Annotated in this window: 21 protein-coding genes; 12 read left to right on the top strand and 9 right to left on the bottom strand. The window is 66.1% G+C overall.

All coding sequences use genetic code 11. The features are described 5' to 3' along the window. Nucleotides 1–6: 6 nt before the first annotated feature. Nucleotides 7–1,191 carry an acetyl-CoA C-acyltransferase gene (locus E0W60_RS19470; protein WP_135705311.1) on the bottom strand — a complete coding sequence of 395 codons (1,185 nt, stop codon included), beginning with the start codon at nt 1,189–1,191 and terminating at the stop codon, nt 7–9. Nucleotides 1,192–1,616: 425 nt separating this feature from the next. On the opposite strand from E0W60_RS19470, the gene E0W60_RS19465 reads away from it, so the two are divergent. The 4 genes from E0W60_RS19465 (at nt 1,617) to E0W60_RS19450 (ending at nt 5,944) form a co-directional block, all read left to right on the top strand. Next, nucleotides 1,617–2,093 carry an SRPBCC family protein gene (locus tag E0W60_RS19465; RefSeq protein WP_133096224.1) on the top strand — a complete coding sequence of 159 codons (477 nt, stop codon included), beginning with the start codon at nt 1,617–1,619 and terminating at the stop codon, nt 2,091–2,093. A gap of 121 nt (nt 2,094–2,214) precedes the next feature. Further along, complete coding sequence (locus E0W60_RS19460; RefSeq protein WP_135705310.1) at nt 2,215–2,712, top strand: (2Fe-2S)-binding protein; 498 nt, start codon at nt 2,215–2,217, stop codon at nt 2,710–2,712. Then, nucleotides 2,709–5,081 carry a xanthine dehydrogenase family protein molybdopterin-binding subunit gene (locus tag E0W60_RS19455; RefSeq protein ID WP_135705309.1) on the top strand — a complete coding sequence of 791 codons (2,373 nt, stop codon included), beginning with the start codon at nt 2,709–2,711 and terminating at the stop codon, nt 5,079–5,081. Before E0W60_RS19460 ends, E0W60_RS19455 begins: the two co-directional genes overlap by 4 nt. Beyond that, nucleotides 5,078–5,944: an FAD binding domain-containing protein gene (locus tag E0W60_RS19450; RefSeq protein ID WP_133096221.1), complete on the top strand. Its 867-nt coding sequence runs from the start codon at nt 5,078–5,080 to the stop codon at nt 5,942–5,944. Before E0W60_RS19455 ends, E0W60_RS19450 begins: the two co-directional genes overlap by 4 nt. Before the next feature lie 17 nt (nt 5,945–5,961). Here the strand turns inward: E0W60_RS19450 and E0W60_RS19445 are convergent, their stop codons facing one another. The 3 genes from E0W60_RS19445 to E0W60_RS19435 all read right to left on the bottom strand — a co-directional run bounded on the left by E0W60_RS19445 (nt 5,962) and on the right by E0W60_RS19435 (nt 7,833). After that, nucleotides 5,962–6,672, bottom strand: a complete 711-nt coding sequence (locus E0W60_RS19445) for a TetR/AcrR family transcriptional regulator (protein ID WP_133096220.1) — start codon at nt 6,670–6,672, stop codon at nt 5,962–5,964. Between the two features lie 123 nt (nt 6,673–6,795). Next, complete coding sequence (locus tag E0W60_RS19440; RefSeq protein WP_133096219.1) at nt 6,796–7,242, bottom strand: winged helix-turn-helix transcriptional regulator; 447 nt, start codon at nt 7,240–7,242, stop codon at nt 6,796–6,798. A gap of 27 nt (nt 7,243–7,269) precedes the next feature. Beyond that, the gene (locus tag E0W60_RS19435; RefSeq protein WP_135705308.1) at nt 7,270–7,833 is read right to left on the bottom strand and encodes a TetR/AcrR family transcriptional regulator; all 564 of its coding nucleotides are present in this window, start codon (nt 7,831–7,833) and stop codon (nt 7,270–7,272) included. Between the two features lie 337 nt (nt 7,834–8,170). Between E0W60_RS19435 and E0W60_RS19430 the strand changes: the two genes are divergently transcribed. Next, nucleotides 8,171–9,538 (top strand): MFS transporter, encoded by a 1,368-nt coding sequence (locus E0W60_RS19430; RefSeq protein ID WP_135705307.1) that lies wholly within the window; start codon nt 8,171–8,173, stop codon nt 9,536–9,538. 125 nt (nt 9,539–9,663) lie between these two features. Here E0W60_RS19430 and E0W60_RS19425 read toward each other — a convergent pair whose 3' ends face one another. The 3 genes from E0W60_RS19425 to E0W60_RS19415 all read right to left on the bottom strand — a co-directional run bounded on the left by E0W60_RS19425 (nt 9,664) and on the right by E0W60_RS19415 (nt 14,677). Beyond that, a complete protein-coding gene (locus E0W60_RS19425; RefSeq protein ID WP_240745868.1) occupies nt 9,664–12,810 on the bottom strand; it encodes an efflux RND transporter permease subunit in 3,147 nt (1,048 codons plus the stop codon). Further along, complete coding sequence (locus tag E0W60_RS19420) at nt 12,807–13,934, bottom strand: efflux RND transporter periplasmic adaptor subunit (RefSeq protein ID WP_135705306.1); 1,128 nt, start codon at nt 13,932–13,934, stop codon at nt 12,807–12,809. Before E0W60_RS19420 ends, E0W60_RS19425 begins: the two co-directional genes overlap by 4 nt. 125 nt (nt 13,935–14,059) lie before the next feature. Continuing rightward, nucleotides 14,060–14,677 (bottom strand): TetR/AcrR family transcriptional regulator, encoded by a 618-nt coding sequence (locus tag E0W60_RS19415; RefSeq protein ID WP_133096215.1) that lies wholly within the window; start codon nt 14,675–14,677, stop codon nt 14,060–14,062. 93 nt (nt 14,678–14,770) lie between these two features. Between E0W60_RS19415 and E0W60_RS19410 the strand changes: the two genes are divergently transcribed. Beyond that, entirely contained in the window at nt 14,771–16,216 is a 1,446-nt protein-coding gene (locus E0W60_RS19410; RefSeq protein ID WP_133096214.1) for an efflux transporter outer membrane subunit, read from the top strand. Between the two features lie 98 nt (nt 16,217–16,314). Here E0W60_RS19410 and E0W60_RS19405 read toward each other — a convergent pair whose 3' ends face one another. Further along, nucleotides 16,315–16,620, bottom strand: coding sequence for a hypothetical protein (locus E0W60_RS19405; RefSeq protein WP_135705305.1), 306 nt, complete (start codon nt 16,618–16,620; stop codon nt 16,315–16,317). Between the two features lie 147 nt (nt 16,621–16,767). On the opposite strand from E0W60_RS19405, the gene ppk1 reads away from it, so the two are divergent. Then, nucleotides 16,768–18,903: a polyphosphate kinase 1 gene (ppk1, locus tag E0W60_RS19400; protein WP_133096212.1), complete on the top strand. Its 2,136-nt coding sequence runs from the start codon at nt 16,768–16,770 to the stop codon at nt 18,901–18,903. A gap of 57 nt (nt 18,904–18,960) precedes the next feature. Here the strand turns inward: ppk1 and E0W60_RS19395 are convergent, their stop codons facing one another. Then, nucleotides 18,961–19,362 (bottom strand): hypothetical protein, encoded by a 402-nt coding sequence (locus E0W60_RS19395; RefSeq protein ID WP_135705304.1) that lies wholly within the window; start codon nt 19,360–19,362, stop codon nt 18,961–18,963. Between the two features lie 254 nt (nt 19,363–19,616). Between E0W60_RS19395 and E0W60_RS19390 the strand changes: the two genes are divergently transcribed. The 5 genes from E0W60_RS19390 to ldcA all read left to right on the top strand — a co-directional run bounded on the left by E0W60_RS19390 (nt 19,617) and on the right by ldcA (nt 23,348). Next, nucleotides 19,617–20,123: a DUF1993 domain-containing protein gene (locus tag E0W60_RS19390; protein WP_133096210.1), complete on the top strand. Its 507-nt coding sequence runs from the start codon at nt 19,617–19,619 to the stop codon at nt 20,121–20,123. A gap of 344 nt (nt 20,124–20,467) precedes the next feature. Continuing rightward, nucleotides 20,468–21,115 (top strand): 7-carboxy-7-deazaguanine synthase, encoded by a 648-nt coding sequence (gene queE / locus E0W60_RS19385; RefSeq protein ID WP_135705303.1) that lies wholly within the window; start codon nt 20,468–20,470, stop codon nt 21,113–21,115. Nucleotides 21,116–21,244: 129 nt separating this feature from the next. After that, nucleotides 21,245–21,721 carry a 6-carboxytetrahydropterin synthase QueD gene (gene queD / locus E0W60_RS19380; RefSeq protein WP_135705302.1) on the top strand — a complete coding sequence of 159 codons (477 nt, stop codon included), beginning with the start codon at nt 21,245–21,247 and terminating at the stop codon, nt 21,719–21,721. Between the two features lie 8 nt (nt 21,722–21,729). After that, on the top strand, nt 21,730–22,392 hold the full coding sequence (gene tadA / locus E0W60_RS19375; RefSeq protein WP_195427664.1) for a tRNA adenosine(34) deaminase TadA: 663 nt from the start codon (nt 21,730–21,732) through the stop codon (nt 22,390–22,392). Further along, on the top strand, nt 22,389–23,348 hold the full coding sequence (gene ldcA / locus E0W60_RS19370; RefSeq protein WP_135705301.1) for a muramoyltetrapeptide carboxypeptidase: 960 nt from the start codon (nt 22,389–22,391) through the stop codon (nt 23,346–23,348). Before tadA ends, ldcA begins: the two co-directional genes overlap by 4 nt. Nucleotides 23,349–23,575 lie beyond the last annotated feature (227 nt).

Genomic DNA, 23,575 nt, shown 5'->3' with positions numbered 1-23,575 from the left:
GGGTGCTTAGTGGATGAACTCGAACAGGCCGGCTGCGCCCATGCCGCCGGCGGCGCACATGGTCACCACGCCATACCTGGCCTTGCGGCGGCGGCCTTCGAGCAGGATGTGGCCGGTCTGGCGCGCGCCGGTCATGCCATAGGGGTGGCCGATGGCGATGGCGCCGCCATTGACGTTGACGCGCTCCAGCGGCAGGCCGAGCTTGTCGATGCAGTACAGCGCCTGGCAGGCAAAGGCTTCGTTGAGCTCCCACAGGTCGATGTCGTCGATGGAAAGCTCGTTGCGCTCCAGCAGGCGCGGCACCGCGCGCACCGGGCCGACGCCCATTTCGTCCGGTTCCACGCCGGCGGTGGCCAGGCTGACAAAGTAGCCGAGCGGTTCCAGGCCGCGGCGTTCGGCCTCACGCTCGGACATCACCACCAGCGCCGCGGCGCCGTCGGACAGCTGGCTGGAGTTGCCGGCCGTCACCTGGTAGCCCTCGCCCTTCACGGCGGGCAGCGCACCCAGGCCCGCCACCGTGGTGTCGGGACGGACCCCTTCGTCGGCCTCGAGCAGGCATTCCACCGTCGACGTCTCGCCGGTCACCTTGTCCTTCACCGCCTTCACCGTTGCCAGCGGGACGATTTCGTCGGCGTAGCGGCCTGCCTTTTGTGCTTCGACGGTGAGCCGCTGGCTGCGCAGGGCGAACTCGTCGGAGCGCTCGCGCGACATGCCATAGCGCTCGGCCAGGATTTCGGCCGTATCGATCATATGCAGGTAGACGTCGGGGCGATGCTTCGCCAGCCACGCCTCCTGCTGGGCGACCTTCAGCGTGACCGGCTGCGACAGGCTGATGGATTCGACGCCGCCCGCCACCATCACCGGCACCTTGTCGATCAGCACGCGCTGCGCGGCAAACGCGACCGCCTGCAGGCCGGAGGCGCAGAAGCGGGTCAGGGTGGTGCCGCTGACGGAGACCGGCAGGCCGGCGCGGATGCCGCCTTGCCGGGCAACGTTGCCGCCGGTTGCGGCGATGGGCTGGCCGCAGCCGAAGATGATGTCCTCGACTTCAGCGCCGTCGATTCCCGCGCGCTGGACGGCATGCTGGATGGCATGGCCCGCCATGGTTGCGCCATGGGTCATGTTGAATGCGCCCCGGGTGGCTTTGCCGATCGGGGTGCGGGCAAACGAAACGATCACTGCACGCGACATGGATTCTCCTTTGGAGTGGATGGAAGGGGGCGTTGACGGCCCGCCGGATCGAATATAGACAGTGGATAGATTTAGGCGCCTGTGGTTGCGTCGGACCGCAATCGGAAGCGTGAGAGGCCGGATGCTTCGCTTGCCTGGTTGCGCCAGTGCGGTCAGGCGCGGGCACCCAGTGTATCCACTGTCTACATCCTAGGATTGCCGTTGCAACGGCGTCAAGGAGTCGTTGGGCAAGGTCGGGTTTACCACCCCGTCAAAGCGTTGGCATCGCGGCGCCAGCCGATTGGGAGCGCTAGGGGTTAGCACTAGGGGCAAATGGCGTCCCGTTCCTTGACGCTGGCCGATGCGCTCCCTACGATATAGACGCTGGATACATTGAGCGTCCGGCCATGCGGTGACGACATCGCAGCAGCCGAAAGGAGCAGATATTGGAGTTCACTGGCACACAGGTAATCAATGCTTCCAGGGCAGAGGTCTGGAAGCGGTTGAATGATCCCGCGACGTTGCAGCAGTGCCTGCCGGGATGCGAGCAGTACGGGCAAGCGGAGGATGGCAGCTATGACGCGGTCATCGTCGCGGCAGTCGGGCCGATCAAGGCCCGCTTCAAGGGAACCGTCCGCTTTTCCGGCCACGAAGAAGGCATCGGCTATCACATCGAAGGCAACGGCAGCGGTGGCGTCGCGGGATACGGCAAGCTGGGCGCCGATGTCCGGCTGGAAGACGCCGATGGCGGGACCTCGCTGCACTACGTGGCCGTCGCCCAGATCGGCGGAAAGCTCGCACAGATCGGATCCCGCCTGGTGGGTTCCGTGGCGAACAAGTTCCTCGCGGAGTTCTTTTCCCGCTTTGAGCGGCTGGTCACGCAGGAGATGGAGCGAAGTGCCTCCCTTGAAGCGTCTTCCTGAGCAAGCTTCCGGATGGAGCGTAGTGCACCAAAAATTTTTTGACCTTTAGTATGATGATCGTAATACTATACGCATCGCGTCGACTGATGCTGAAGGTGATAACGGAGACACAGAGGCGACCGTGAAAATTGAAAACACCATCAATGGCGTGACCGGTGTGACCGAGATCGAGCCAAGGCGGCTGCTGGTGCATATGCTGCGGGACCAGAAGCACCTGACCGGCGTCCATATCGGTTGCGATACGTCGCAATGCGGCGCCTGCACGGTCCTGCTGGACGGCTCGACCGTGAAGTCATGCACGGTGCTGGCCGCGCAAACCGACGGCTGTGAACTGCGCACGATCGAGGGAATGGAGCATGACCGCACGACCGACGCCCTCAAGCAGGCCTTCAACGAACTGCATGGCTTGCAGTGCGGTTTCTGCACGCCGGGAATGCTGCTGGCGGCGCGCGCGCTGCTCGGGCACCAGCCGGAGCCGGCCGAGGCCGATGTCAGGGAGGCGCTGCATGGCAACCTGTGCCGCTGCACCGGGTACCAGAACATCGTCGATGCGGTGCTGCTCGCCGCGACCAGGCTGCGGGAAGCGCAGGCCGTGATGCAAGCGGAGGCCTCCAGATGAGCGAAGCACTGAACGGCAGCACGACCCGGTATATCGGCAAGTCGGTCACGCGACGGGAAGACAAGCGGCTGATGAGTGGCCAGGGCAGGTTTACCGACGACCACCGGTTCCCTGGCATGGTCTACGCCGCCTTTGTCAGGTCGCCATATGCCCACGCCAGCGTCACCGGCATCGACACCTCGGCCGCGCGCGCGCTTCCCGGCGTGGTTGGCGTGCTGACCTACGCGGATATCGAGGGCAAGGTCGGCGACATCCGGCCGAACTGGGTGGTGGGCAATTCCAGGGTGCCGCCTCATCCGGCCCTCGCGGCGGAGCGCGTGCGGTACGTCGGCGAAGCCGTGGCGATGGTGGTTGCCGGGAGCCGGGAAATCGCGGCGGATGCGGCCGAACTCGTCTCGGTGAGCTACGAGGAATTGCCGCCGGTCGTCGATGCGGAAGCCGCGCTGGCGGACTCCGCGCCCCAGCTCCACGATAACGTGCCGGGCAATCACATCGGCACTTTCCGGCTCAAGGGCGGCAGCTACGAGGACGCATTGAAACGGGCCGACCGCGTCGTATCGATCCGGCTGGTCAACCAGCGGCTGATACCCAGCCCGCTCGAACCCCGCGCCCTGTGCGCAAACTTCGACCCGGCCGACGAGCGCCTCACGTTTATCGTCCCGACCCAGGTCCCGCACATGTCGCGACGCTGGCTGGCGGAAACCCTGCGCTGGCCCGAGCACCGGGTCCGGATCGTGGCACCCGATATCGGCGGCGGATTCGGCGCGAAGATGCACTTCTATGCGGAAGAGGTGCTGGTGGCGTTCGCTTCCAGGCATTTCGGGCTCCCGGTGAGCTGGACCGAGACGCGCAGCGAGAACTTCGTCGCGACCACCCATGGCCGTGCGCATACCGAGTATGTGGAAGCCCCCGTCACCAGCGACGGCAAGGTGCTGGGGATCCGCTTGCGCTCGTACGCCAACCTCGGCGCCTACCTGTCGAACATGGCGACGGGCATCCCTACCGTCAACACGGCCAACTACATCACGGGAAACTACCGGATTACCTCGGTCGACGTGGAAGTGAACCTGGTGACGACCAATACCACGCCGGTCGACGCCTACCGCGGCGCCGGCCGGCCGGAAGCCGCATACATCATCGAGCGGCTGATGGACGCCGTGGCGGGCGAACTGGACCTGGACCCGGTCGAGCTGCGGCGCCGCAACCTGGTGCAACCCGACCAGTTCCCATATCTGCCGCACGACGGCGCGCGCGGCAAATGGGACTCCGGCGATTACGAAGCCTGCCTGAACCAGGCAACCGAGCTGATCGGCTACCGGCGCTGGCGCGAGCAGCAGGCGGCGCTGCGCGAGCAGGGCAGATATATCGGCATTGGCGTGATCTGCTATCTGGAGCTGGTCGGCATGGGCATTTCGCCGATGCTGGAAAAGGTCGGGTTCAACCGCGGCGGCTGGGAAAGCGCGCATATCCGCGTGCACTCCGATGGCAAGGTCACGCTGTTCAGCGGCTCGATGCCGCAGGGCCACGGCCATGCCACCAGTTTCGCGCAGATCGTCGCGGATGCCTTGCAGCTGCCGATGGCAGATATCGACGTCGTGCAGGGCGACACCGACCGCGTGCTGGCTGGCCACGGCACGTTCAACTCACGCTCGATGCCCGTGGGCGGCAGTGCCGCCTACATGGCAGCGGGCAAGATCCTGGCCAGGGCCAGGCGCATCGCCGCCTTCATGCTGGAAGTCCCGGAAGAGGAAGTGAACTATGCAGATGGCCGTTTCTCGAGCGCAGCCAATCCCACCGTTATCCCGTTCTCGCAGGTTGCAAGAATGGCATACCTTGCGCACAAGCTGCCCCGCGATTTTGAAGCAGGGCTGGATGAACGCGTCTTCTATGAGCCGGTCGCCCTGGGAGCGCCGAATGGCTGCCATGCCGTGGTTGTGGAAGTCGATGCCGAGACGGGCGTCGTGACGATCCTCGACTATGTGGCGGTCGACGACGTCGGGGTCCTGATCAATCCGATGCTTTGCCACGGCCAGATGCACGGCGGCATCGCACAGGGTATCGGCCAGGCGCTGTATGAGGAAGCCAGCTACGACGATGCCGGGCAGTTGCTGTCCGGTTCGCTGCTCGACTACGGCTTTCCGCGCATCGAGCAGATCCCCCGCATGCGCACCGGCTTCCATGTCTCGCCGGCGCCGTCGAATCCGATCGGCGTCAAGGGCATCGGCGAGGCGGGCTGCGTCGGTGCGCCGCCCGCGGTGGTGGCGGCGGTTTGCGATGCACTGAAGCCATTCGGCATATCCCATCTCGATATGCCGCTGACGCCGCCGAAGGTCTGGCGTGCCATCCAACAAAGCCGGAGCGCGACATGATTCCCTACGAAGTCGAATACCTCAGGGCCGGCAGCGTGCAGCAGGCACTCTCCCTGCTGGTCCAGAATCCCGAGGCGAAGATCCTGGCCGGAGGCCACACGCTGCTGCCGATGATGAAGCTCAGGCTGGCGCGGCCCGCACTGCTGGTGGACATCGGCCGACTGCCCGAGCTGCGTGGGATCGCGGTCCATGAGGAAACCATTTCCATCGGCAGCGCCACGACGCACGCCGAACTCGAGGCGAGCGCGGAACTGAAGCAGCTGGCGCCGTTGTTCCCGCTGGCCGCCGCGGTGATAGCCGATCCGACCGTCAGGAACCGCGGCACCATCGGCGGCGCGCTGGTGCACGCGGATCCGTCGGCGGACTGGCCGGCTGTCGTGCTTGCCATGGACGCCGAGATGGAAGTCGTCGGCGCACACGGGAGCCGGCGCATTCCGGCGCCGGAGTTCTTTGCCGGCTTCATGGCGACTGCGGTCGCGCCGGACGAAATCCTGACGCGCATCCATGTGCCATTGCCGGCGCCGGCACGGGTTGGCTACCGCAAATTCCGCCATCCGTCGTCGGGCTATGCGGTGGCCGCGGCGGCCGTTGCGATCAACATCGGCAAGGACGGCTATACCTGGGGGAGGATTGCCATCACCGGCGTTGCCGATACCGCATTCCGCGCCTGGGAGGCCGGGGCGTTGCTGGAAGGCAGCTTCGCGGACCTGCCGGACAAGGTCGACGACATCGTCGAAGCCGCGTTCGCCAACGTGCCCCCGCTGGAGGACAACTTTGCCGATGGGGCATACCGGCTGCAACTGGGCCGGGTGATGCTGAAGCGCGCGCTTGCCGATGCGCTGAAGGCGCCGGGCACAACCTGAGTCTCCCGAGGGAGAGGTCACGTCTGCGCGGCGCTGCGTGACCTCGCCTTCGGTTTGCTTGCGGCGGCCTCGTCGGCCGCCGCGGCTTTTTTCTTATGGCCCGCTGCCAGCAGGCCGGTCAGCACGAACTGCTGCACGCTCTGCCGCCATTGGGCCAGCGCCACGCGCGGGCGCGGGCTGGGCCCCGTTGGCCTGGCACTGAAGAACATGCTGACGCCATGCATGGCCGACCAGGCGCAGCGCACCATCATGTCGTCGAACTGCTCGGCAAGACCGTTCTCGCGGAAGTAGTCCTGGACGGCTCCCGACAACAACTGGTAAGAAGCGCTGCCTGCTTCCAGCAGTTCCGGATACCGCTCCTTATCCTCGATCTGCGGCCCGAACATCAGGTAGAACAGCGCGGGATGCTTGACGGCGAACTCGATGTAGCCATCCATGATCGTCAGCAGCCGGGCCTCGGCGCCCATCTCGGGCGACAGGCGGGCGCGCCGCACCGCGACCAGCTCCCGGAACCCTTCTGTAGCGATCGCGGCCAGCAGGCCCTCCTTGTCGGAAAACTGGTTGCGCGGCGCGCCGTGCGAGACCCCGGCGAGCTTGGCCGCGGAGCGAAGCGTCAATCCATGGACGCCCTGGCTGGCGAGGATCTCGCGGCCGCAACGGATCATTTCTTCCCGCAGGTTGCCATGGTGATAGCTCTGGCGGGCCGGGCGCTTGGTGGTGGTGGTCATGAAAATGCGGGTCGCGGTTTCGTCAGGCCTCAATATTAGCGCCAACCCGTCGCGTGTTCGCTTGTTGCGGCGCGCAGGCGTGCCAGCTACCGGGCGGGCTGCAAAAGGACCGCAGAGGGGCCGCTAACGTACCTGGGCGTCGATGACCTGGATGTCATCGAAGACGATCGGCGAGCCATCGGCGCGCGACAACGGCGGCGCCACGATCTCGCTGCCGGTCTGCTTGTCGACGAAGCGCTTGGCGCGCCGCTTGGGTTCCGCGACCCATCGCTCCGCCCACGCCTTGAGGCTCAGGTACGTCGGCAGGAAATCGCGCGCGCTGTCGGTCAGGAAATAGGCGCAACGCGTGCTGCCCTCGAGCCTCCTGCGCTCCAGCAGGCCATGATCGGTCATCGCCTGCAGCCTGGCGCTCAGGATGTTGGAAGCGATGCCGAGCCGGCGCTGGAACTCCTCGAACCGTGTCGACCCGTAATACGCTTCGCGCAGGATCAGGATGACCCAGCGCTCGCCCAATACTGCCGATGCATGTGCCACGGGACAGGGCATCGCGAGGAAGCGGGCTTGGCTCATGTCGGCTCGGGTGCTGTAGGCGCTCGCCTACAGGCCGGCGTGGAGCCCGGCCTGGACTGCATCCAGGATTTCGCCGGACAGCGCTTGCGACCTGACCGAACGCGCCAGCACCATCCCGCCGACCATGGCCGCCAGCGTAACGATGGCGTCCTTGCGCGCAGCTTCGTCATCGCTCCCGGCGATGGCATCGACCAGCGCTGTCACGCGCGCCTCGAAGCGCTTGCGCGTCTTCGCGTCAAGCCGCGACACATCGGCACCGAGTGCCGCGATGGCGCAGCCCGCTCCGGGGTTGTCGCGGTGCTTCCTGTTCACATACGCCTGGACGACGGCTTGCCTGCGCTGCCGGGAAGAGGCCACCGAGGTCGCATCCTTCAGGAAATCCATGGTCTGGTCGAAGGCCGCGTCGATGGCCTCGGCCACCAGCGCGTCCTTGGATTCGAAGTGCGCGTAGAAGCCGCCATGCGTGAGGCCGGCGCTTTTCATCAGCTGCGCAACGCCGATGCCGTTGACGCCATGCTTGCGGAATTGCGTCGAGGCGGCCTTCACGATGTGCTTGTGGGTTTCAGCTTTCTGGTCGAGCGAGTAGCGCATGATCGGGAGACGGCAACGGCAGGTGAGTCTCTGCAATATATAGCATTACGATCGTCATTGCATCGGGCGCTTCCCGAAGTCTGCCCGCCGCGCCGGGAAATGTGGCTGCCGAGGGACTCACGCCACCTCCTTCACTAGGGATAGCACCAACGCCGTGGCGGGGTGATCGTCCTTGACCCTGCCGCATCGCCTGACTAGCATGTAGACGCTGGATACATCAGCGGGGGCATTGCAGGAATCGCGCGGCGAGCGGCGTGGGGAACGTCATGGCCGCTGCGATCGTTCGCCCTTTGATATGACGATCATCATTGCATGACAGACAATGGAGACAACGCGCATGAAACCACAGCAATCCAGCTCGCCGGGGACGGTTGACGTCCAGGCGTTCATCGACAGCCAGAGATTCTCTCCCTACCAATGGATGATTCTTATCGTCTGCTTCCTGGTGGTGGTGGCGGATGGCTTCGACACCGCCGCGATCGGCTATGTGGCGCCGTCGCTGACCAGGGAGTGGGGCGTTTCAAAGCTGGCGATGGGCAATGTGCTGAGCGCTTCGCTGGTTGGGCTTGCGCTTGGCGCGCTGATCGCCGGGCCCTTTGCCGACCGGTTCGGGCGCAAGCCCGTGCTGGGCGTATCGGTGGCGGTCTTCGGCCTGTTCAGCCTGGCCACCGCGACGGCGGCTTCCGCGGTCGAGCTGTCCGGCTGGCGCTTCCTGACGGGCATGGGGCTGGGCGCAGCCATTCCCAACGCGACGACACTGCTGGCCGAATATGCGCCCGCCAGGCGCCGCGCATTCCTGGTGAACAGCATGTTTTGCGGGTTCACGCTGGGTGCTGCGGGCGGCGGCTTCCTTGCCGCGGTGATGATTCCGGAATTCGGCTGGCGCAGCGTCTTTGTCGTTGGCGGCGTGGTGCCGCTGGTCCTTGCCGTCATGGTGCTGGCGTTGCCGGAATCGATCCGGTTCATGGTGCTGCGCGACTGGCCGGCGCAGCGCATCGGTTCGGTGTTGCGGCGCATCGCAGGTTCCGCGCAATTCCAGGCATCGCGCTTCACCTTGCCGGATGACCACGCCGACAAGCTGCGCTCGCCGCTCGGGCTGATCCTGTCGCAGAAATACCGGATGGGCACCTTCATGCTCTGGACGACCTATTTCATGGGCGTGCTGGTCTTCTACCTGGTGACGAGCTGGATGCCGACGCTGGTCAACGAAACCGGCGCGACCCCGGCCGAGGCGGCGCTGATCGCGGCACTGTTTCCGCTGGGTGGCACGCTGGGCGCCATGGCATGTGGCTGGCTGATGGACCGCATCGATCCGCACCGCGTGATCGGTGTGGCCTATTTTTTTGCCGGCGTGTTTACGCTGGCAATGGGCCACGCCAGCAGTGGCTCATACCTGACGATGCTGACGCCGGTCGCCGGGCTGTTCATGGGGGCGGGCCTGGTTTCGATGCCGGCGCTGGCCGCCTCGTTCTATCCAACGCAGGGCCGCGCCTGCGGCGTCGGCTGGATGCTCGGCATCGGGCGCTTTGGCGGCATCCTCGGCGCCGTTGCCGGCGGCACGCTGTTGCAGCTGGGCCTGGGCATGAGCGCGATCCTGAGCATCCTGGCCGTGCCATCCGTGCTCGCGGCCATCGCCGTCGCGGCCAAGGGCATGGCGGCGGACGCGAAGCCATCGCAGCAGGCGGCTGTTGCCAACGAGGCATGACCCATCTGTTGGCCCCCGGGTATTGATCCAGGCATGACAGACATGGGCCTGCCCCGCTTGCCCGGGGGCGGCGGGCGCGGGCTCCCGGCCCTGCGGCCGCGCCATGACGGTCGCGGCCGCCCGGGTCATGCGGTGCTCGCGGGAGTGCCCGCGCCACCGTCGTCAGTATCCGCGCGATGCAGCGCGATCGCAGGCTTGCCGGGATCCCTCTCGCTGGCATCGGCAGGCACCCTGATCCGGTACCAGATGGCATACATCGCCGGCAGGAACACCAGCGTCAGCGCCGTGCCGGCAAAGGTGCCGCCGATCAGCGTGTAGGCCAGCGTTCCCCAGAACACCGACTGGGTCAGCGGAATGAAGGCCAGGATTGCGGCCAGCGCGGTCAAAAGCACCGGACGGGTACGCTGCACCGTCGCTTCGACGACCGCGTCGAACGGCGCCATGCCCGCCTGCTTGTTCTGGTGGATCTGTCCGATCAGGATCAGCGTGTTGCGCATCAGGATGCCGGACAGCGCGATCAGCCCCACCAGGGCGTTGATCCCGAACGGCTGCCGGAACAGCAGCAAGGTCGGCACGACGCCGATCAGTCCGAGCGGGCTGGTGGCAAGCACCATGACCATGGCGGAGATCGAACGCACCTGCAGGATGATGATCAGCAAGGTCAGGGCCAGCATGATGGGGAACAGCGGCAGCAACGCCTTGGTGGCCTTGTCGGATTCCTCGATGGCGCCTGCCTGCTCGATCCGGTAGCCTGCCGGCAGCTTTGCGAGGATCGGCTCCAGTTGCTGCCGGATCGACGCGGACACATCGGGCGGCTGCAATCCCTCGGCGATATCGCCGCGTACCGTGATCGTCGGCGTACGGTCGCGGCGGCGCAGGATCGGATCTTCCATGCGCACGTCGACGGTGCCAACCTGGGACAGCGGAATGCGCTGTCCTGCCGCGCCGGTCAGCGTGAAGCCGGAGATCTTCGCCGGATCCAGGCGTATGTCTCCCGCGGCGCGCGCCAGCACCTGCACCGAGCGGATGTCCTCGCGCACTTCAGTGACCGGCAAGCCGTTGAGGAGAAGCTGCAATTGCTGCGCGACGCCGCTGGAAGTCAGGCCTACGGCCTGCAAGCGATCCTGCTGCAGCGTGAAGTGCAAGGCCGGCGCACGCGATCCCCAGTCGGTATTGACGGTTCTCATCTGCGGACTGTTCTCCATCACGCGGCGCACGTCCGCCGCAATCGCACGCAGCTTGTCCGGATCCGGCCCTGCGACGCGGAATGCCACCGGGAAGGGCGAGTAAGGGCCGAATACCAACTGGCTGACGCGCACGCGCGCCTCGGGGGCCAGCCCGTCGGCAATGGCCTGGCGCAGGCGGGCCTTCAGCGCTTCGCGTTCGGCCTGGCTGTCGGTCCGCACCACGAGCTTTGCAAAGGAGGGATCCGGCAGTTCCGGCGACATGGCGAGATAGAAGCGGGGCGCGCCCTGGCCCACGTAGGCCGTCACGATCTTCGCCTCCGGCTGGCGGGCGAGCCAGGCTTCCACCTTGGCCGTGGCCGCGCTGGTCCGGGCAATCGCGCTGCCATAGGGCATCTGTACTTCGACCAGCACCTCGGGGCGGTCGGAGGTCGGGAAGAACTGTTTCTTCACGATGTCCATGCCCAGCACCGACACTACGAAGCCGCCCACCACCACCGCGGCCACGATCCACTTGCGCCGGATGACGCGCCCCAGCAGGCGCCGGAAACGGTTGTAGTTCGGCGTGCCATAGATGGCATCGTGGCCGCCTTCGGCCTTGCCGATCTCGGGCAGCAGCTTGACGCCCAGGTAGGGCGTAAAGGCGACGGCGACGATCCAGGACACGACCAGGGCAATGCCCACGATCCAGAACATGTTGCTGGTGTATTCGCCGGCCGTGGAGCGCGCAAAGCCGTTGGGCATGAAGCCCACCGCCGTGACCAGCGTGCCGGACAGCATCGGCGCGGCGGTGTGGCTCCAGGCATAGGCGGAGGCGGCAATGCGGCTGTAGCCTTCCTCCATCTTGACCACCATCATCTCGATCGCGATGATGGCGTCGTCCACCAGCAGGCCCAGCGCCAGGATCAGCGCGCCCAGGGTAATGCGGTCGAAGTTCTTGCCCGTGGCCGCCATGACGACGAACACCGCGGCCAGCGTCAGCGGCACGGCGGCCGCCACGACGATGCCGACGCGCCAGCCCATGCTCGCGAAGCACACTACCAGCACCACCAGCAGCGCGACGAAGAACTTGACCATGAACTCGTCGACCGATGCGCTGATGTTGACGGACTGGTCGGTCACCTTGGCCAGGCTCATGCCCAGCGGCAAGGCTTCATTGATCGCCGACACTTCCGCATCCAGCGCCTTGCCGAGGTCCAGGCCGTTCCAGCCGTCGCGCATCACGACGCCCAGCAGCAGCGCGGGTTCGCCGTTGTTGCGGACGAGGAAGGTCGCCGGGTCCTCATAGCCGCGTTCCACCGTGGCGACATCCGAAAGCTTGAGGGTGCGGCCCTGCGCCACCACCGGCGTGTCGCGGATCTTCTGCAGCTTGTCGAAGGCGCCGTCGAGGCGGATGAAGACCTGCGGACCCGCGGTGTCGATCGACCCGGCGGGGGTAAGCGCGTTCTGGCTGTTCAGCGCCGCGAAGATGTCCTGCGGCGAGATGCCCAGCGTGGCCAGGCGGTCATGGGAAAAGCTGACGAAGATGCGCTCGGACTGTTCGCCGATGATGTTCACCTTCTTCACGCCCGCGACATGCAGCAGGCGCTGGCGCAAGGCTTCGGCGTCGCGCACCAGGGCCCGCTGCGGTTCGCCCTTCGCCTTCAATGCGAACAGCGCGAAGGTCACGTCCGAATATTCGTCGTTGACGAGCGGGCCGATCACGCCGGCAGGCAGTGCGGCTGACTCATCCCGGATTTTCTTGCGCGCCTGGTAAAACTCTTCCTGGACCTCCGCTGGCGGGGTGCTGTCGAGCAGCGTTACGGTGGTGAACGCCAGGCCGGGCCGCGTGTAGGTCTCCGTGCGGTCGTACCAGCGCAATTCCTGCATGCGCTTTTCCAGCCGTTCGGCCACCTGGTCCTGCATCTCCTGCGCCGTCGCTCCCGGCCACGCCGTGATGACGGTCATGGTCTTCACCGTGAAGGCGGGATCTTCCGCGCGGCCGAGCTGGAAAAAGGCGATGACGCCTGCCACCGACACAAGGATGATCAGGAACAGCGTGACCGATCGCTCGCGCACCGCGAGCGCAGAAAGGTTGAAGCCACTCATTGCTGCGCTCCCTCGCCCGAAGCCTGCGTGGCGCGGGGCCCGATTGCCGCGATCCGTACCTGCTCGCCCTCGCGCAGCAGGTGGGCACCCAGCGCAATGATCCGGTCGCCAGCCCGGAGGTCGCCCGCCACGCGCGCGGCATCGTCGTCCAGGCTGCGTACCTTGACCGGGCGCCAGCTGACGCGATTGGACTTTCCGTTCAGCACCCACACGCCCGGGCCCTTGCCCGGATCGAAGATCGCGCCGATCGGTACCTGCAGGTCGGCCTGCGTCGCAGCGCGGCGGACTTCCGGGATCCGGAGGATCACGGTCGCTCCGAGCGGGGCCTCGGCCAGCGCGCCTTCGAGCACGTACCTCGCTTCGTAGGTGCGGGTTTGCCGGTCCGCCGCGCTGGAAAGCTGCCGCAGCCTTGCCGGCACCGTCAGCGTGTCATTGCCGTAGAGGGTCGCCTCGCCGACCGAGCCCACCGGCGGCAGCAGGGTTTCCGGGAGGTGGACGACGGCCTCGCGCCGCCCCGCATGCGCCACGCGCACCACCACCTGGCCGGCATTGACGACCTGCCCGGCATCGGCCAGCGTTTCCACGACAACGCCGTCGGCGTCAGCGGCCAGGACCGCGTAGCCGGTGGCATTCCTTGCCACGTCGGCCTGGGCTTCCGCTGCCTTGAGCTGGGCCTTGGCCGATTCCGCCGCGGCCCTGATCTGGTCGTAGGCCGAGGCCGATACCGCGCCGGTCCCGACCAGGTCGCGATAGCGGGCTTCGTCCTCCGCCGTTTGCCTGGCCCGTGCGCGCGCGGCAACTACCGTCTCCTGCTGCGCGTGTGCTGCCAGCTTCAGGTCGTTCGGGTCGATGCGCATCAGCGGCTGGCCGCGCTTGACGGCCTGACCCGTATCGACAAGCCGCTCCAGGACTTTGCCGGAGACTCGAAAGCCCAGGTCGCCCTGGACCCGCGCGGCAACGGTCCCGGTGAAAGAACGCGTCGCGGCGGCCGGGTCCTGGACGACTCCGACCCGGACCAGCGGGGGCTGGACGCGGGGATCGGGCGCCGGCGGCCCGCCGCAAGCAGCTAGAACAAGTGGCAACACGCACGCGGCGGCGGATGAAGCGATTCGGCGCTGAAGCATAAGGTCCTCTCTACGCGAGACTGGACCTGAATTATTGGTCGTGTGACCATTTTAGTCAATGGTCACAAAGCGGTCGCAATGATGGAGCGGCGACGACGCCGCTTGGGGAGTTTTTTTTACGCCACTTACGGAGCCAGGCTGCGCAGTATCAGGCTGGAAAGCTGCGCGTGAGCCTCTGCGGCAACGTCGAGGTTGTGCTGCAGCAGCAGCGGATCGATGTAGGGACGCATGACGAGGTAGATGCCGTTGACGGTCTCGTCCAGCGGTGTCTTGCGCTCGAACTCCCCGGATTTCCGCCCCTCCAGGATGATCCGCATCACGAGAGCCCGGATGTGGTCCTCATAGGCGAGAACCGGCTGCCACCGCTCCTGCGCGGCCGCCGCGGCAATCGCGTAGAGCTTGCGGTCCTGGAAGAACAGGCGCACGCCGGCATCGACCAGCGTCTTGAACAGCCGCCGCAAGCATTCCGACGCTGTCGGCACGGCAGCAAGGGTCTCGTCGACCTCGGTGGTGATCGCGCCCAGGCAGTTGGCGCAGATCACTTCACCGATCGCCTGCTTGGAACCGAAGAACTTGTAGATGTATGCCTTGGAGAACCCGATCGCCTTGGCGAGGTCGGAAACCGTCGTCTTCTCGTAGCCATAGAGGCTGAAGTGCTCGGTAGCCGCCTCAAGGATCTGGGAGCGGACATTGTGGTCTGCGGGGCCGCGGGAAGGCAGGGCAGAGGGTGTGGTTTCGGTCATTCGGTCAGCTTACCGTGGCAGATCATCATTGACAACTAGTGACCATTTTATAATATAGTCACACATCCGATCGTTTCCGAGTACTCAACCTCCATGCTTTTTCCTCGCTCTCTAACCCTGCTGCTGAGTGCCGGCGTCATGGCGGGTTGCGCTGTCGGCCCTGACTATAGAAAGCCGGACGTGCCGGTTTCGGAACGCTACCTGGGAAAGCCCGGCGTCGAACAGAGGCAGGCCTCGCCGCCGGCCGAGCTGACGACGTGGTGGGAAGGTTTCGGCGACCCCGTGCTGACCCGCCTGGTGTCGCTGGCGTTAGCGCAGAACCTGGACCTGGCGCAGGCGTCGGCGCGCGTCGCCCAGGCACGCGCGGGACTCGGCACGGCCACTGCGGCCTTGCTGCCGTCCGGCAGCGTCAGCGCGCAGGCGGGGCGGAGCTACCAGTCGGTCGAGACGCCGCTTGGCAAGCTGCTGAATGCCACGCCGGGCTTTGACAGGTATGGCAACCTCTACGAGGCAAACCTCGGCGCCGGCTGGGAACTGGACGTCTTCGGCGGACTGCGCCGCGGGCGCGAAGCCGCGCTGGCGGAGTACCAGGCCTCGACCGCGGGCGCGGCCGCGACGCGCCTCGCGGTAGCCGCGCAGACGGCGGATCTCTACATCACTGTGCGTGGATTGCAGACCCGTCTCGGCATCGCCAGGCGGCAAATGGAGACCCAGCAGAAATTGCTCTCCACGGTTGGGCTGCTGTTCGGCAAGGGCCTTGCCGCCGAGCTGGAAGTCCGGCAGGCCGAAGGCGCGCTGGCCCAGGTCAGCGCCACCGTGCCGGTGCTGGAAACAGGGCTCGATGCGGCGTTGAACGCGCTCGACGTGATGCTGGGTGTTCCGCCGGGCACGTACCGCGCCGAACTCGGCGGTGCCGGAACGATTCCCGCAGCGCCGCAGCTCGCCGGTACGGGTTCGCCGGCGGACCTGCTGCGACGCAGGCCGGATCTCATTGTCGCGGAGCGCCGGCTGGCGGCGGCCAACGCTCGCATCGGTGTCGCCATTGCCGAGTACTACCCCAAGTTCTCGCTCAGCGCCCTGTTGGGCAGCGCCACGACCGTGGCCGGCGGCAACCTGTTTTCCGCGGGCGCCAGCCAGGCGGCGGGCGTGCTGGGCTTGCGCTGGCGCCTGTTCGATTTCGGCCGCATCAACGCCCAGATCGACCTGGCCCGCGGCCAGGAGGCGGAAGCGCTGGCGGCATACCGGCAGGCCGTGCTGCGTGCGACCGAAGATGTCGAAAATGCCTTCTCCGCCCTGGTCAGGCGTGAAGACCAGGCCGGCACGCTGGCGCAGGGCGAAGCCTCGCTGACGCAGGCGCGAAACGCCTCGCTTGCCGCCTACCAGAAGGGTGTCGTACGCCTGATCGAGGTGCTGCTAGCCGACGAGAGCCTGCTGCGGACGTCCGATGCCAGGGCGCAGGCGCAGACCGAATCCGCCCGCGCCGCCGTGGCGGCATTCAAGGCGCTGGGCGGCGGTTGGGAGCCGGCAACCGCCTTGTAAGGCATAACTGCAGCACGGATTCCGGCAAGCAGGCAACGCCTGGGATTCCTGAATTAACAACATAATAAAAAGCCCCGGCGAAATCATTAATACGGCCGCTAGTGAGAAGCCGGACTCGCGCCCTCAGTTTCACGCAACTTTTGCAAGGACCTGGTCAGCCTGGCGCCATGCCCGCTGTCCGCGGCCAGCAGCAGCGTTTCGATGCTCGACTCGAGGTCTGCCAGTTCAGTAGCTCCCGGCCTGGCGGCCTTCATCTCCTGAAACTCCTTGCAGATCCGCTTGGCCAGTTTGTGGACAAACTCGGGGTCAAGATCACCTTGCCCCACGGCATGCCTGATGTGCTCGATTAATCTCGCCAGGCCTTCTGGCGTGGTCTCGCTCGCATATGATATTTCCTGTGTCATTGGCAACTCCATTGGGCAGGTCGGATTATTCTAGGACGAGGCTGCTGCGCAGGGATTGCATTTTTCGCGAACGCCAGAATCAGAATCGCGCCGATATGCGCGATACGCCAGCTAGAATCTGGAAAGAACTCTCTTCGGCACGGAATCATGAAACGCGAATCCAGCTTCATGCAGCACGGATCGCCGGGTGCTCGGGGCGCGGGGCGCCCGGGCCCTCTGGTGGATGAGGAGAGCTTGCCCAATGGCAATGAGTTCTATATCAACCGCGAACTCAGCCAGCTGGAATTTTTCAGCCGCGTCCTGCAACAGGCGGCTGATCCCGCCATTCCGCTGCTCGAGCGCCTGCGTGCGCTGTGCACCTTCAGCAGCAACCTGGATGAGTTCTACGAAATCCGCGTGGCGGGCCTGAAGGAACAGTGCGCGCTTCAGTCGCCGGTAGTCGGCCCCGACGGGCTTACGCCGCAGGTCGTCTATGCCGCGGTCAACCAGCGGGTGCGTGAATTGGTCGATCAGCAGTATCGCCTATTCAATGACGTGTTGATCCCAGCCATGGCAGAGCAGCAGATCTGCTTTTTGCGACGGCCATCGTGGAACGCCGTGCAGCAGGCCTGGATTCGCGATTTCTTCTTCGCCGAGCTGATGCCGGTCCTGACACCCATCGGGCTGGATCCCGCGCATCCGTTCCCGCGCATTCTCAACAAGAGCCTGAACTTCGCGGTTGAGCTGGAGGGCAAGGATGCGTTCGGCCGCAACTCCGGCAATGCGATCGTGCAGGCGCCACGGGCGCTGCCACGTGTCATCGCACTGCCCGCTGACGTTTCGGGGTGCGAGCATGGCTTCGTCTTTCTCTCGTCCATCCTTCACGCCCATGTCGGCGAGCTTTTCAGCGGTATGTCGATACGGGGCTGCTATCAGTTCCGTGTGACCCGGAACAGCGAATTGTTCGTGGACGAGGAAGAAGTCAAGAACCTGCGCGAGGCGCTGCAAGGCGAACTGCCGCACCGCCATCTTGGCGACGCGGTCCGGCTGGAAGTCGCGGACAACTGCACCCCGGCAATGACGACATTCCTGCAGGAACAGTTCGGGCTGGCGCCGGGCGAAGTATTTTCGGTCAACGGGCCGGTCAACCTGGTTCGCCTGATGCAGGTGCCGGACCAGGTCGACAGGCCGGAGCTGAAATACACGCCTTTCCGGCCCGGCGTGCCGAAGATATTGAGGGAGCATGCCGACGTCTTCCGCGCCATGCGCGACGGCGACATCCTGCTGCACCATCCGTTCCAGTCATTTGCACCGGTTGTCGATTTCGTCAGGCAGGCGGCACAGGATCCCGATGTCGTGGCGATCAGCCACACCGTGTATCGCGCCGGGCACGACTCGGTCCTGTTGTCGGCACTCATCGAGGCTGCGCGCAACGGCAAGGAAGTCACCGCCGTGGTGGAATTGCTGGCCCGCTTCGACGAGGAGGCGAATATCGGCTGGGCGGCTCAACTGGAGGCAGTCGGCGCGCATGTCGTCTATGGCGTCGTCGGTTTCAAGGCACACGCCAAGATGGTCATGGTGTTGCGCCGGGAGGGGGGGAAGCTCAGGCGCTATGTCCATCTCGGCACGGGAAACTATCACCTCGAGACCTCGCGCGCTTATACGGATTTTGGATTGCTGACCTGCAACGAAGCGCTGACGCAGGACGTGGCACAAGTCTTCAGCCAGCTGACCGGGCGCGGGCAGACGCACAGCATGACCCATATCTGGCAATCGCCGTTTACCATGAAGAAGCAGTTGCTGGCGGCGATCCGATGCGAAGCCGAGCACGCCAAGGCCGGGCGCAAGGGAAGGATTATCGCCAAGATGAATGCACTGCTGGAGCCGGAACTGATCCAGGCGCTATACGATGCCTCGCGTGAAGGCGTGCGTATCGACCTGATCGTCAGGGGCGCCTGCGCACTGCGGCCGGGCGTTGCCGGCCTGTCGGAGCACATCGCAGTGAAATCGGTCATGGGCCGGTTTCTCGAGCACTCGCGCATCTTCTACTTTCACGACGGCGGGGCGGAGAAGGTCATGCTGTCCAGCGGCGAATGGATGGAACGAAGCCTGTCCCGGCGGATCGAGATCTGTTTTCCCATCCTGGATCCCCGGCTGAAGGGGAGGGTCATTGCCGAAGGGCTGAAGCCGTACCTTTCCGACCGGCGCGACACGTGGGTGATGACGCCTGGCGGGACCTATGAACGTCAGCTTGCACAGGACGGCGAGGCAGCGCAGAACATGTTGCTGTCGGCGCTGACCTGAGTGCCCCTTCGACGGTTCGACGAACAGGGCGGGGTGAAATGGGGCGTCCCGCGCGCTTCAGGCCCCACCCAGCAGGTCGTGCGCATCGACGATCGCATAGGCGATCTCCGGATGCTGCTCCATGCTGCGCCGGATGGCCGCGGGAATGGACTGGCGGATCTTGCGGCACAGGCCCGGCTGTTCCTGCACCTGGATATTGATGCCGCGCACCGTCTTTACGCCGCGCGCGCTGGGCGTGATCGTCAGCACGATATTCAGCTGGGCCTGCATCAGGCCCTCCATGCGGCGCAGTTCGGCCAGGCTGGTCAGGTTCTCGAGCCGCTCGACCAGGCGCTTTTCCTCGGCGCGGGTGAGCCGCAGCACGCGCAGGTCGGCGCCGGGATCACTCAACAGCGCTTCGCGCCCGCAGATGCAGGCGCCCGGCGGGCACTCCGTGCGAAGGGGGAACGACGCGTTCATGGGGGCGCGGCGGTGGCTCCGCCGGATTCCGGGGCGATGGCCAGATATGTTAAATCAGGTTGCCCGCCTGCGGCGCTCGAACCGTTGCGTTGCCCTCGGATGCGGCAAGAGACGCCGGCACTGCTGCAAGAATCGGTGGCAGGTTCTGCGGCAAAGGCCAATCCGTTCTATGCTCGCGGCAGGTTGCCAGGACAGCCTGCCGACCCCCGGCAATCACTACAACCGCGACCACACACGCCACACCAGGAGACCCCATGGCACTTTCGATGTACGACGTATCGATCCCGCCGTTTATCCGCGCCCTCGGCAACCTTGCCGCGATCCTCGACAAGGGCGCCGCGCACGCGCAGGCGCAGGGCATGGATCCGGCCGACTTGATCCAGACCCGGCTGATCGCCGACATGGATCCGCTGTCGGCGCAGGTCCAGCGCGCCAGCGACGCCGCCAAGGGAGCCGCGGCGCGGCTGGCGGGGATCGAGGTGCCATCGTTCGCCGACACCGAAACCTCGTTCGCCGAGCTGCAGGACCGCATCGCGCGCACCATCGTGTTCCTGGAGCAGATCACGCCGGCGCAGCTCGAGGGCAGCGAACAGCGCGTGATCGAACTGAAATTGCGGCAGGGGCCGGTGACGTTCGACGGCAAGTCGTACCTGCTGGGGTTTGCGCTGCCCAACTTCTATTTCCACGTGACCACGGGCTACGACATCCTGCGCCACAAGGGCGTGCAGATCGGCAAGCGCGACTACCTCGGGCTCAAGTAAGGTGCGGCCGGCGGGCGACGCGCGCGTCACGCCGGCCCTAGGCAAAAACCCTTAGCCCTCTGGTATACTTAGATGTTGTCCGAGCCGTGTCCGGAGCGGCCGGACGCAGCCTGCGACAGGCCACGGGGCGGATTCGACCCCTGCGCCGGAACCCGGTGCTTCCCGCCCGCGCTGCCAGCGATAGCCACGATCGTGCGCCCGCCCTGGACGGCATCGGTCCCGCCGATCGATCCGCCAAGACTGGCCCCTGGCCGAGCCCAACCATACCAATACACCCGGCCAGCCCGAAGGCTGCCGATATTCCGCTGCCATAATCCGTTTACGGTCCCAGAGAGACCTCACGCATGACTTACGCCGTCAAGGAAATCTTCTATACGCTGCAGGGCGAGGGCGCCAACGCCGGCCGCGCCGCGGTGTTCTGCCGCTTTGCCGGCTGCAACCTGTGGAGCGGCCGCGAAGAGGATCGCGCCAGCGCGGTATGCCAGTTCTGCGACACCGATTTCGTCGGCACCGATGGCACCCGCGGCGGCAAGTACCGCACCGCCGGGGAACTGGCCGCGGTGGTCGCCTCGGAATGGCCGCAGGGCGCTGGTGGCAAGCCGCTGGGCAAGCCGCTGGTGGTGTGCACCGGGGGCGAGCCGCTGCTGCAGCTCGACGCGCCGCTGATCGATGCGCTGCATGAGCAGGGCTTCGAGATCGCGATCGAGACCAACGGCACCATCGCCGTGCCGCCCGGCATCGACTGGGTTTGCGTGAGTCCCAAGATGGGTTCCGAGCTGGTGGTCAGGGGCGGTGACGAGCTCAAGGTCGTGATCCCGCAGGCGGGCCAGGACTTTGCCGCATACGAGCAGCTTGATTTCGAGCATTTCCTGGTGCAGCCCATGGACGGCCCGCTGCAGCGCGAAAATACGGCCGCCGCGGTGGACTTCTGCCAGCGCCATCCGCGCTGGCGGCTGTCGTTGCAGACCCACAAGCTGCTGGGCATTCGTTGAGCGCGGCTCCGGGGTTTTGCCCCGGGTTTTGCTCAACGCTGGGCAAACGTACACAATAGAGGCTTCGGGCGCACGCGCGGCGCCCGTCCAACGCAGGCGGCCTGGACCACGGAAAGGGCGCCGCTACACATGAGCAAACAAGTTTCCATTACCCGCCGGCTGGAGTTCGACTCCGGCCACCGCATCCCGAACCACGGCGGCCAGTGCCGCAATATCCACGGCCACCGCTACCGGCTGGACCTGACGCTGTCGGGCGAGGTGCTGCATCGCGAAGGTGCCTCGGATGACGGCATGATCCTGGACTTCGGCGATATCAAGGCGCTCGCCAACGAGCACCTGGTCAACAAGTGGGACCACGCCTTCCTGATCTACCGCGGCGACACCGCGCTGCTGAACTTCCTGCAATCGATGGAAGGGCACAAGACAGTGGTGCTGGATGCCATCCCCACCGTCGAGAACCTGGCCCAGGTCGCCTTCGATATCCTGGCGCCGGTGTTCAAGGATTGCTTCGGCCACCACCTGCAGTTGACCAGGCTGGTGCTGTTCGAAACCCCCAATTGCTGGGCCGAAGTCAGCGCCCCGGCAGTGCTGCCGGCGCAAGACTGAGCCAGCCGATGCCAGAGACGCCGCCGCTGCCGCCGATGCCACTGAGGGCCCCGCGCGCGCTGCCGGACGATCCGGCCGAGGCTGCCGCGCGCGATGCCCGCTACATGCGCGCCGCGCTGGAGGAGGCGCGCCTGGCCGAGGCCGCCGGCGAAGTGCCGGTCGGCGCGGTGGTGGTCTGGAACGACACCATCATCGCGCGCGGCCACAACCTGCCGATCCGCTCGGTCGATCCTTCCGCGCATGCCGAAATGCAGGCGCTGCGCGCCGCCGCGCAGGTGATCGGCAACTACCGCATGCCCGAGTGCGAGCTATACGTGACGCTGGAACCGTGCGCGATGTGCAGCGGCGCGATCCTGCATGCGCGGCTGCGCCACGTGGTATTCGGCGCCACGGATCCGAAGACCGGTGCCGCCGGCAGCGTGCTCAACCTGTTCGAGCACGCGCAGCTCAACCACCAGACCACCATCACGGGCGGCGTGCTGGCCGACACCTGCGGGCAGATGCTGAAGGATTTCTTCGGGGCCAGGCGCCGCGCACAGAGGGCTGCCCGCGGTGTTGCCGGCGGTGTCGGCGCCGATGTCGAGGCAGGCAGCGAGGCCGGAACCGACGCAGCCTGCGCCTGTCCGACCCGTCCCGAACCGAATACACAGAACAAAGCCAACGACGCATGAGCACGCCGAACAGCAGGCCGCCGCATACCGAAGTCCGACTGATTGCCTCGTCCGGCTATCCGCACGACGTCGCCGTTGCCGCGCGCGGCGTTGCCTGGCTCAAGCAGCACGGCTACCACACCACCAACCCCGACGTGCTGGCCCGGCGCTACCTGCGCTTCGGCGGCACCGACGCGGAGCGGCTGGCCGACCTGCATGCCATCGGCACCGGCGCGCCGCATGAGCTGACGCTGGCGGTGCGCGGCGGCTACGGCATCGCCCGGCTGCTGGCGCAGGTGGACTTCGCGCGCATCGCCGAACAGGCGCGCGCCAGCGCCACGCCCATCGTCGGGCACAGCGACTTCACGGCGTTCCAGCTCGCTTACCTGGCCGCGGCCGGCGGCATCAGCTTTTCCGGACCGATGCTGCTGGCGGACTTTGGCGCGGACAGCGTCGATCCGTACATGTGGGAGCACTTCGAAGGCATCCTGCGCGATCCGGCCTACCGGGTCGACGTGGCGGCGCCGCAGGCCGGCGGGCAGCCGTTCAGCGGCGAAGTGTCCGGCACGCTGTGGGGCGGCAACCTGGCCATGCTGTGCAGCCTGCTCGGCACGCCCTTCATGCCGCGGGTCGAGGGCGGGGTGCTGTTCCTGGAAGACATCAACGAGCCGCCGTACCGGGTCGAACGCATGCTGCTCCAGTTGCAGCAGGCCGGCGTGCTCGACACCCAGCGCGCCATCGTGCTGGGCGACTTCTCCAACTATCGCGTCACCGACTACGACAACGGCTACGACATGGACGCCGTGGTGGCCTACCTGCGCGACCAGCTGCCGATGCCGGTGCTGACCGGCCTGCCGTTCGGCCATTGCGCGCGCAAGCTGACGCTGCCGGTGGGCGCGCAGGTGCGGCTGGCCGCACGTGCCGACGGGTTTTCGATGGCGTTTTCCGGCTATCCGGTGCTGCCGCCGGTGGCCTGAGCGCTGCACGCGAAGCGCGGCCGCCACATGCAGGCCGCCAGGCGTTCATCGTCCCGCCTACGGATGCAAGGAACGCATCCGGATGGTAGAATATGCGGTTATTTCCTGACTTCCTGCCGGGTTCTCGCAAGAACCGGGCGCGGTCCCTGCCGCATCGCCAGCCATGGCTCCGGAATGCTCCGGACGGCGCGATGCCTGCCGGCAGGGCCGGCCCCTGAACGGCATGG

The sequence above is a fragment of the Cupriavidus oxalaticus genome (assembly GCF_004768545.1).
In the GTDB taxonomy this organism is placed as follows: Bacteria; Pseudomonadota; Gammaproteobacteria; order Burkholderiales; family Burkholderiaceae; genus Cupriavidus; species Cupriavidus oxalaticus_A.
This window is presented reverse-complemented; position numbering and strand designations above follow the sequence as displayed.

Coding starts and splice junctions, on each gene's coding strand:
- E0W60_RS19420 (WP_135705306.1), bottom strand. CDS start 13,934: ATGCTTCAGCGCCGAATCGCTTCATCCGCCGCCGCGTGCGTGTTGCCA.
- E0W60_RS19395 (WP_135705304.1), bottom strand. CDS start 19,362: ATGAACGCGTCGTTCCCCCTTCGCACGGAGTGCCCGCCGGGCGCCTGC.
- E0W60_RS19435 (WP_135705308.1), bottom strand. CDS start 7,833: ATGCGCTACTCGCTCGACCAGAAAGCTGAAACCCACAAGCACATCGTG.
- ldcA (WP_135705301.1), top strand. CDS start 22,389: ATGAGCACGCCGAACAGCAGGCCGCCGCATACCGAAGTCCGACTGATT.
- E0W60_RS19425 (WP_240745868.1), bottom strand. CDS start 12,810: ATGAGTGGCTTCAACCTTTCTGCGCTCGCGGTGCGCGAGCGATCGGTC.
- E0W60_RS19415 (WP_133096215.1), bottom strand. CDS start 14,677: ATGACCGAAACCACACCCTCTGCCCTGCCTTCCCGCGGCCCCGCAGAC.
- queD (WP_135705302.1), top strand. CDS start 21,245: ATGAGCAAACAAGTTTCCATTACCCGCCGGCTGGAGTTCGACTCCGGC.
- E0W60_RS19440 (WP_133096219.1), bottom strand. CDS start 7,242: ATGAGCCAAGCCCGCTTCCTCGCGATGCCCTGTCCCGTGGCACATGCA.
- tadA (WP_195427664.1), top strand. CDS start 21,730: ATGCCAGAGACGCCGCCGCTGCCGCCGATGCCACTGAGGGCCCCGCGC.
- E0W60_RS19410 (WP_133096214.1), top strand. CDS start 14,771: ATGCTTTTTCCTCGCTCTCTAACCCTGCTGCTGAGTGCCGGCGTCATG.
- E0W60_RS19450 (WP_133096221.1), top strand. CDS start 5,078: ATGATTCCCTACGAAGTCGAATACCTCAGGGCCGGCAGCGTGCAGCAG.
- E0W60_RS19470 (WP_135705311.1), bottom strand. CDS start 1,191: ATGTCGCGTGCAGTGATCGTTTCGTTTGCCCGCACCCCGATCGGCAAA.
- E0W60_RS19445 (WP_133096220.1), bottom strand. CDS start 6,672: ATGACCACCACCACCAAGCGCCCGGCCCGCCAGAGCTATCACCATGGC.
- ppk1 (WP_133096212.1), top strand. CDS start 16,768: ATGAAACGCGAATCCAGCTTCATGCAGCACGGATCGCCGGGTGCTCGG.
- queE (WP_135705303.1), top strand. CDS start 20,468: ATGACTTACGCCGTCAAGGAAATCTTCTATACGCTGCAGGGCGAGGGC.
- E0W60_RS19405 (WP_135705305.1), bottom strand. CDS start 16,620: ATGACACAGGAAATATCATATGCGAGCGAGACCACGCCAGAAGGCCTG.
- E0W60_RS19390 (WP_133096210.1), top strand. CDS start 19,617: ATGGCACTTTCGATGTACGACGTATCGATCCCGCCGTTTATCCGCGCC.
- E0W60_RS19455 (WP_135705309.1), top strand. CDS start 2,709: ATGAGCGAAGCACTGAACGGCAGCACGACCCGGTATATCGGCAAGTCG.
- E0W60_RS19430 (WP_135705307.1), top strand. CDS start 8,171: ATGAAACCACAGCAATCCAGCTCGCCGGGGACGGTTGACGTCCAGGCG.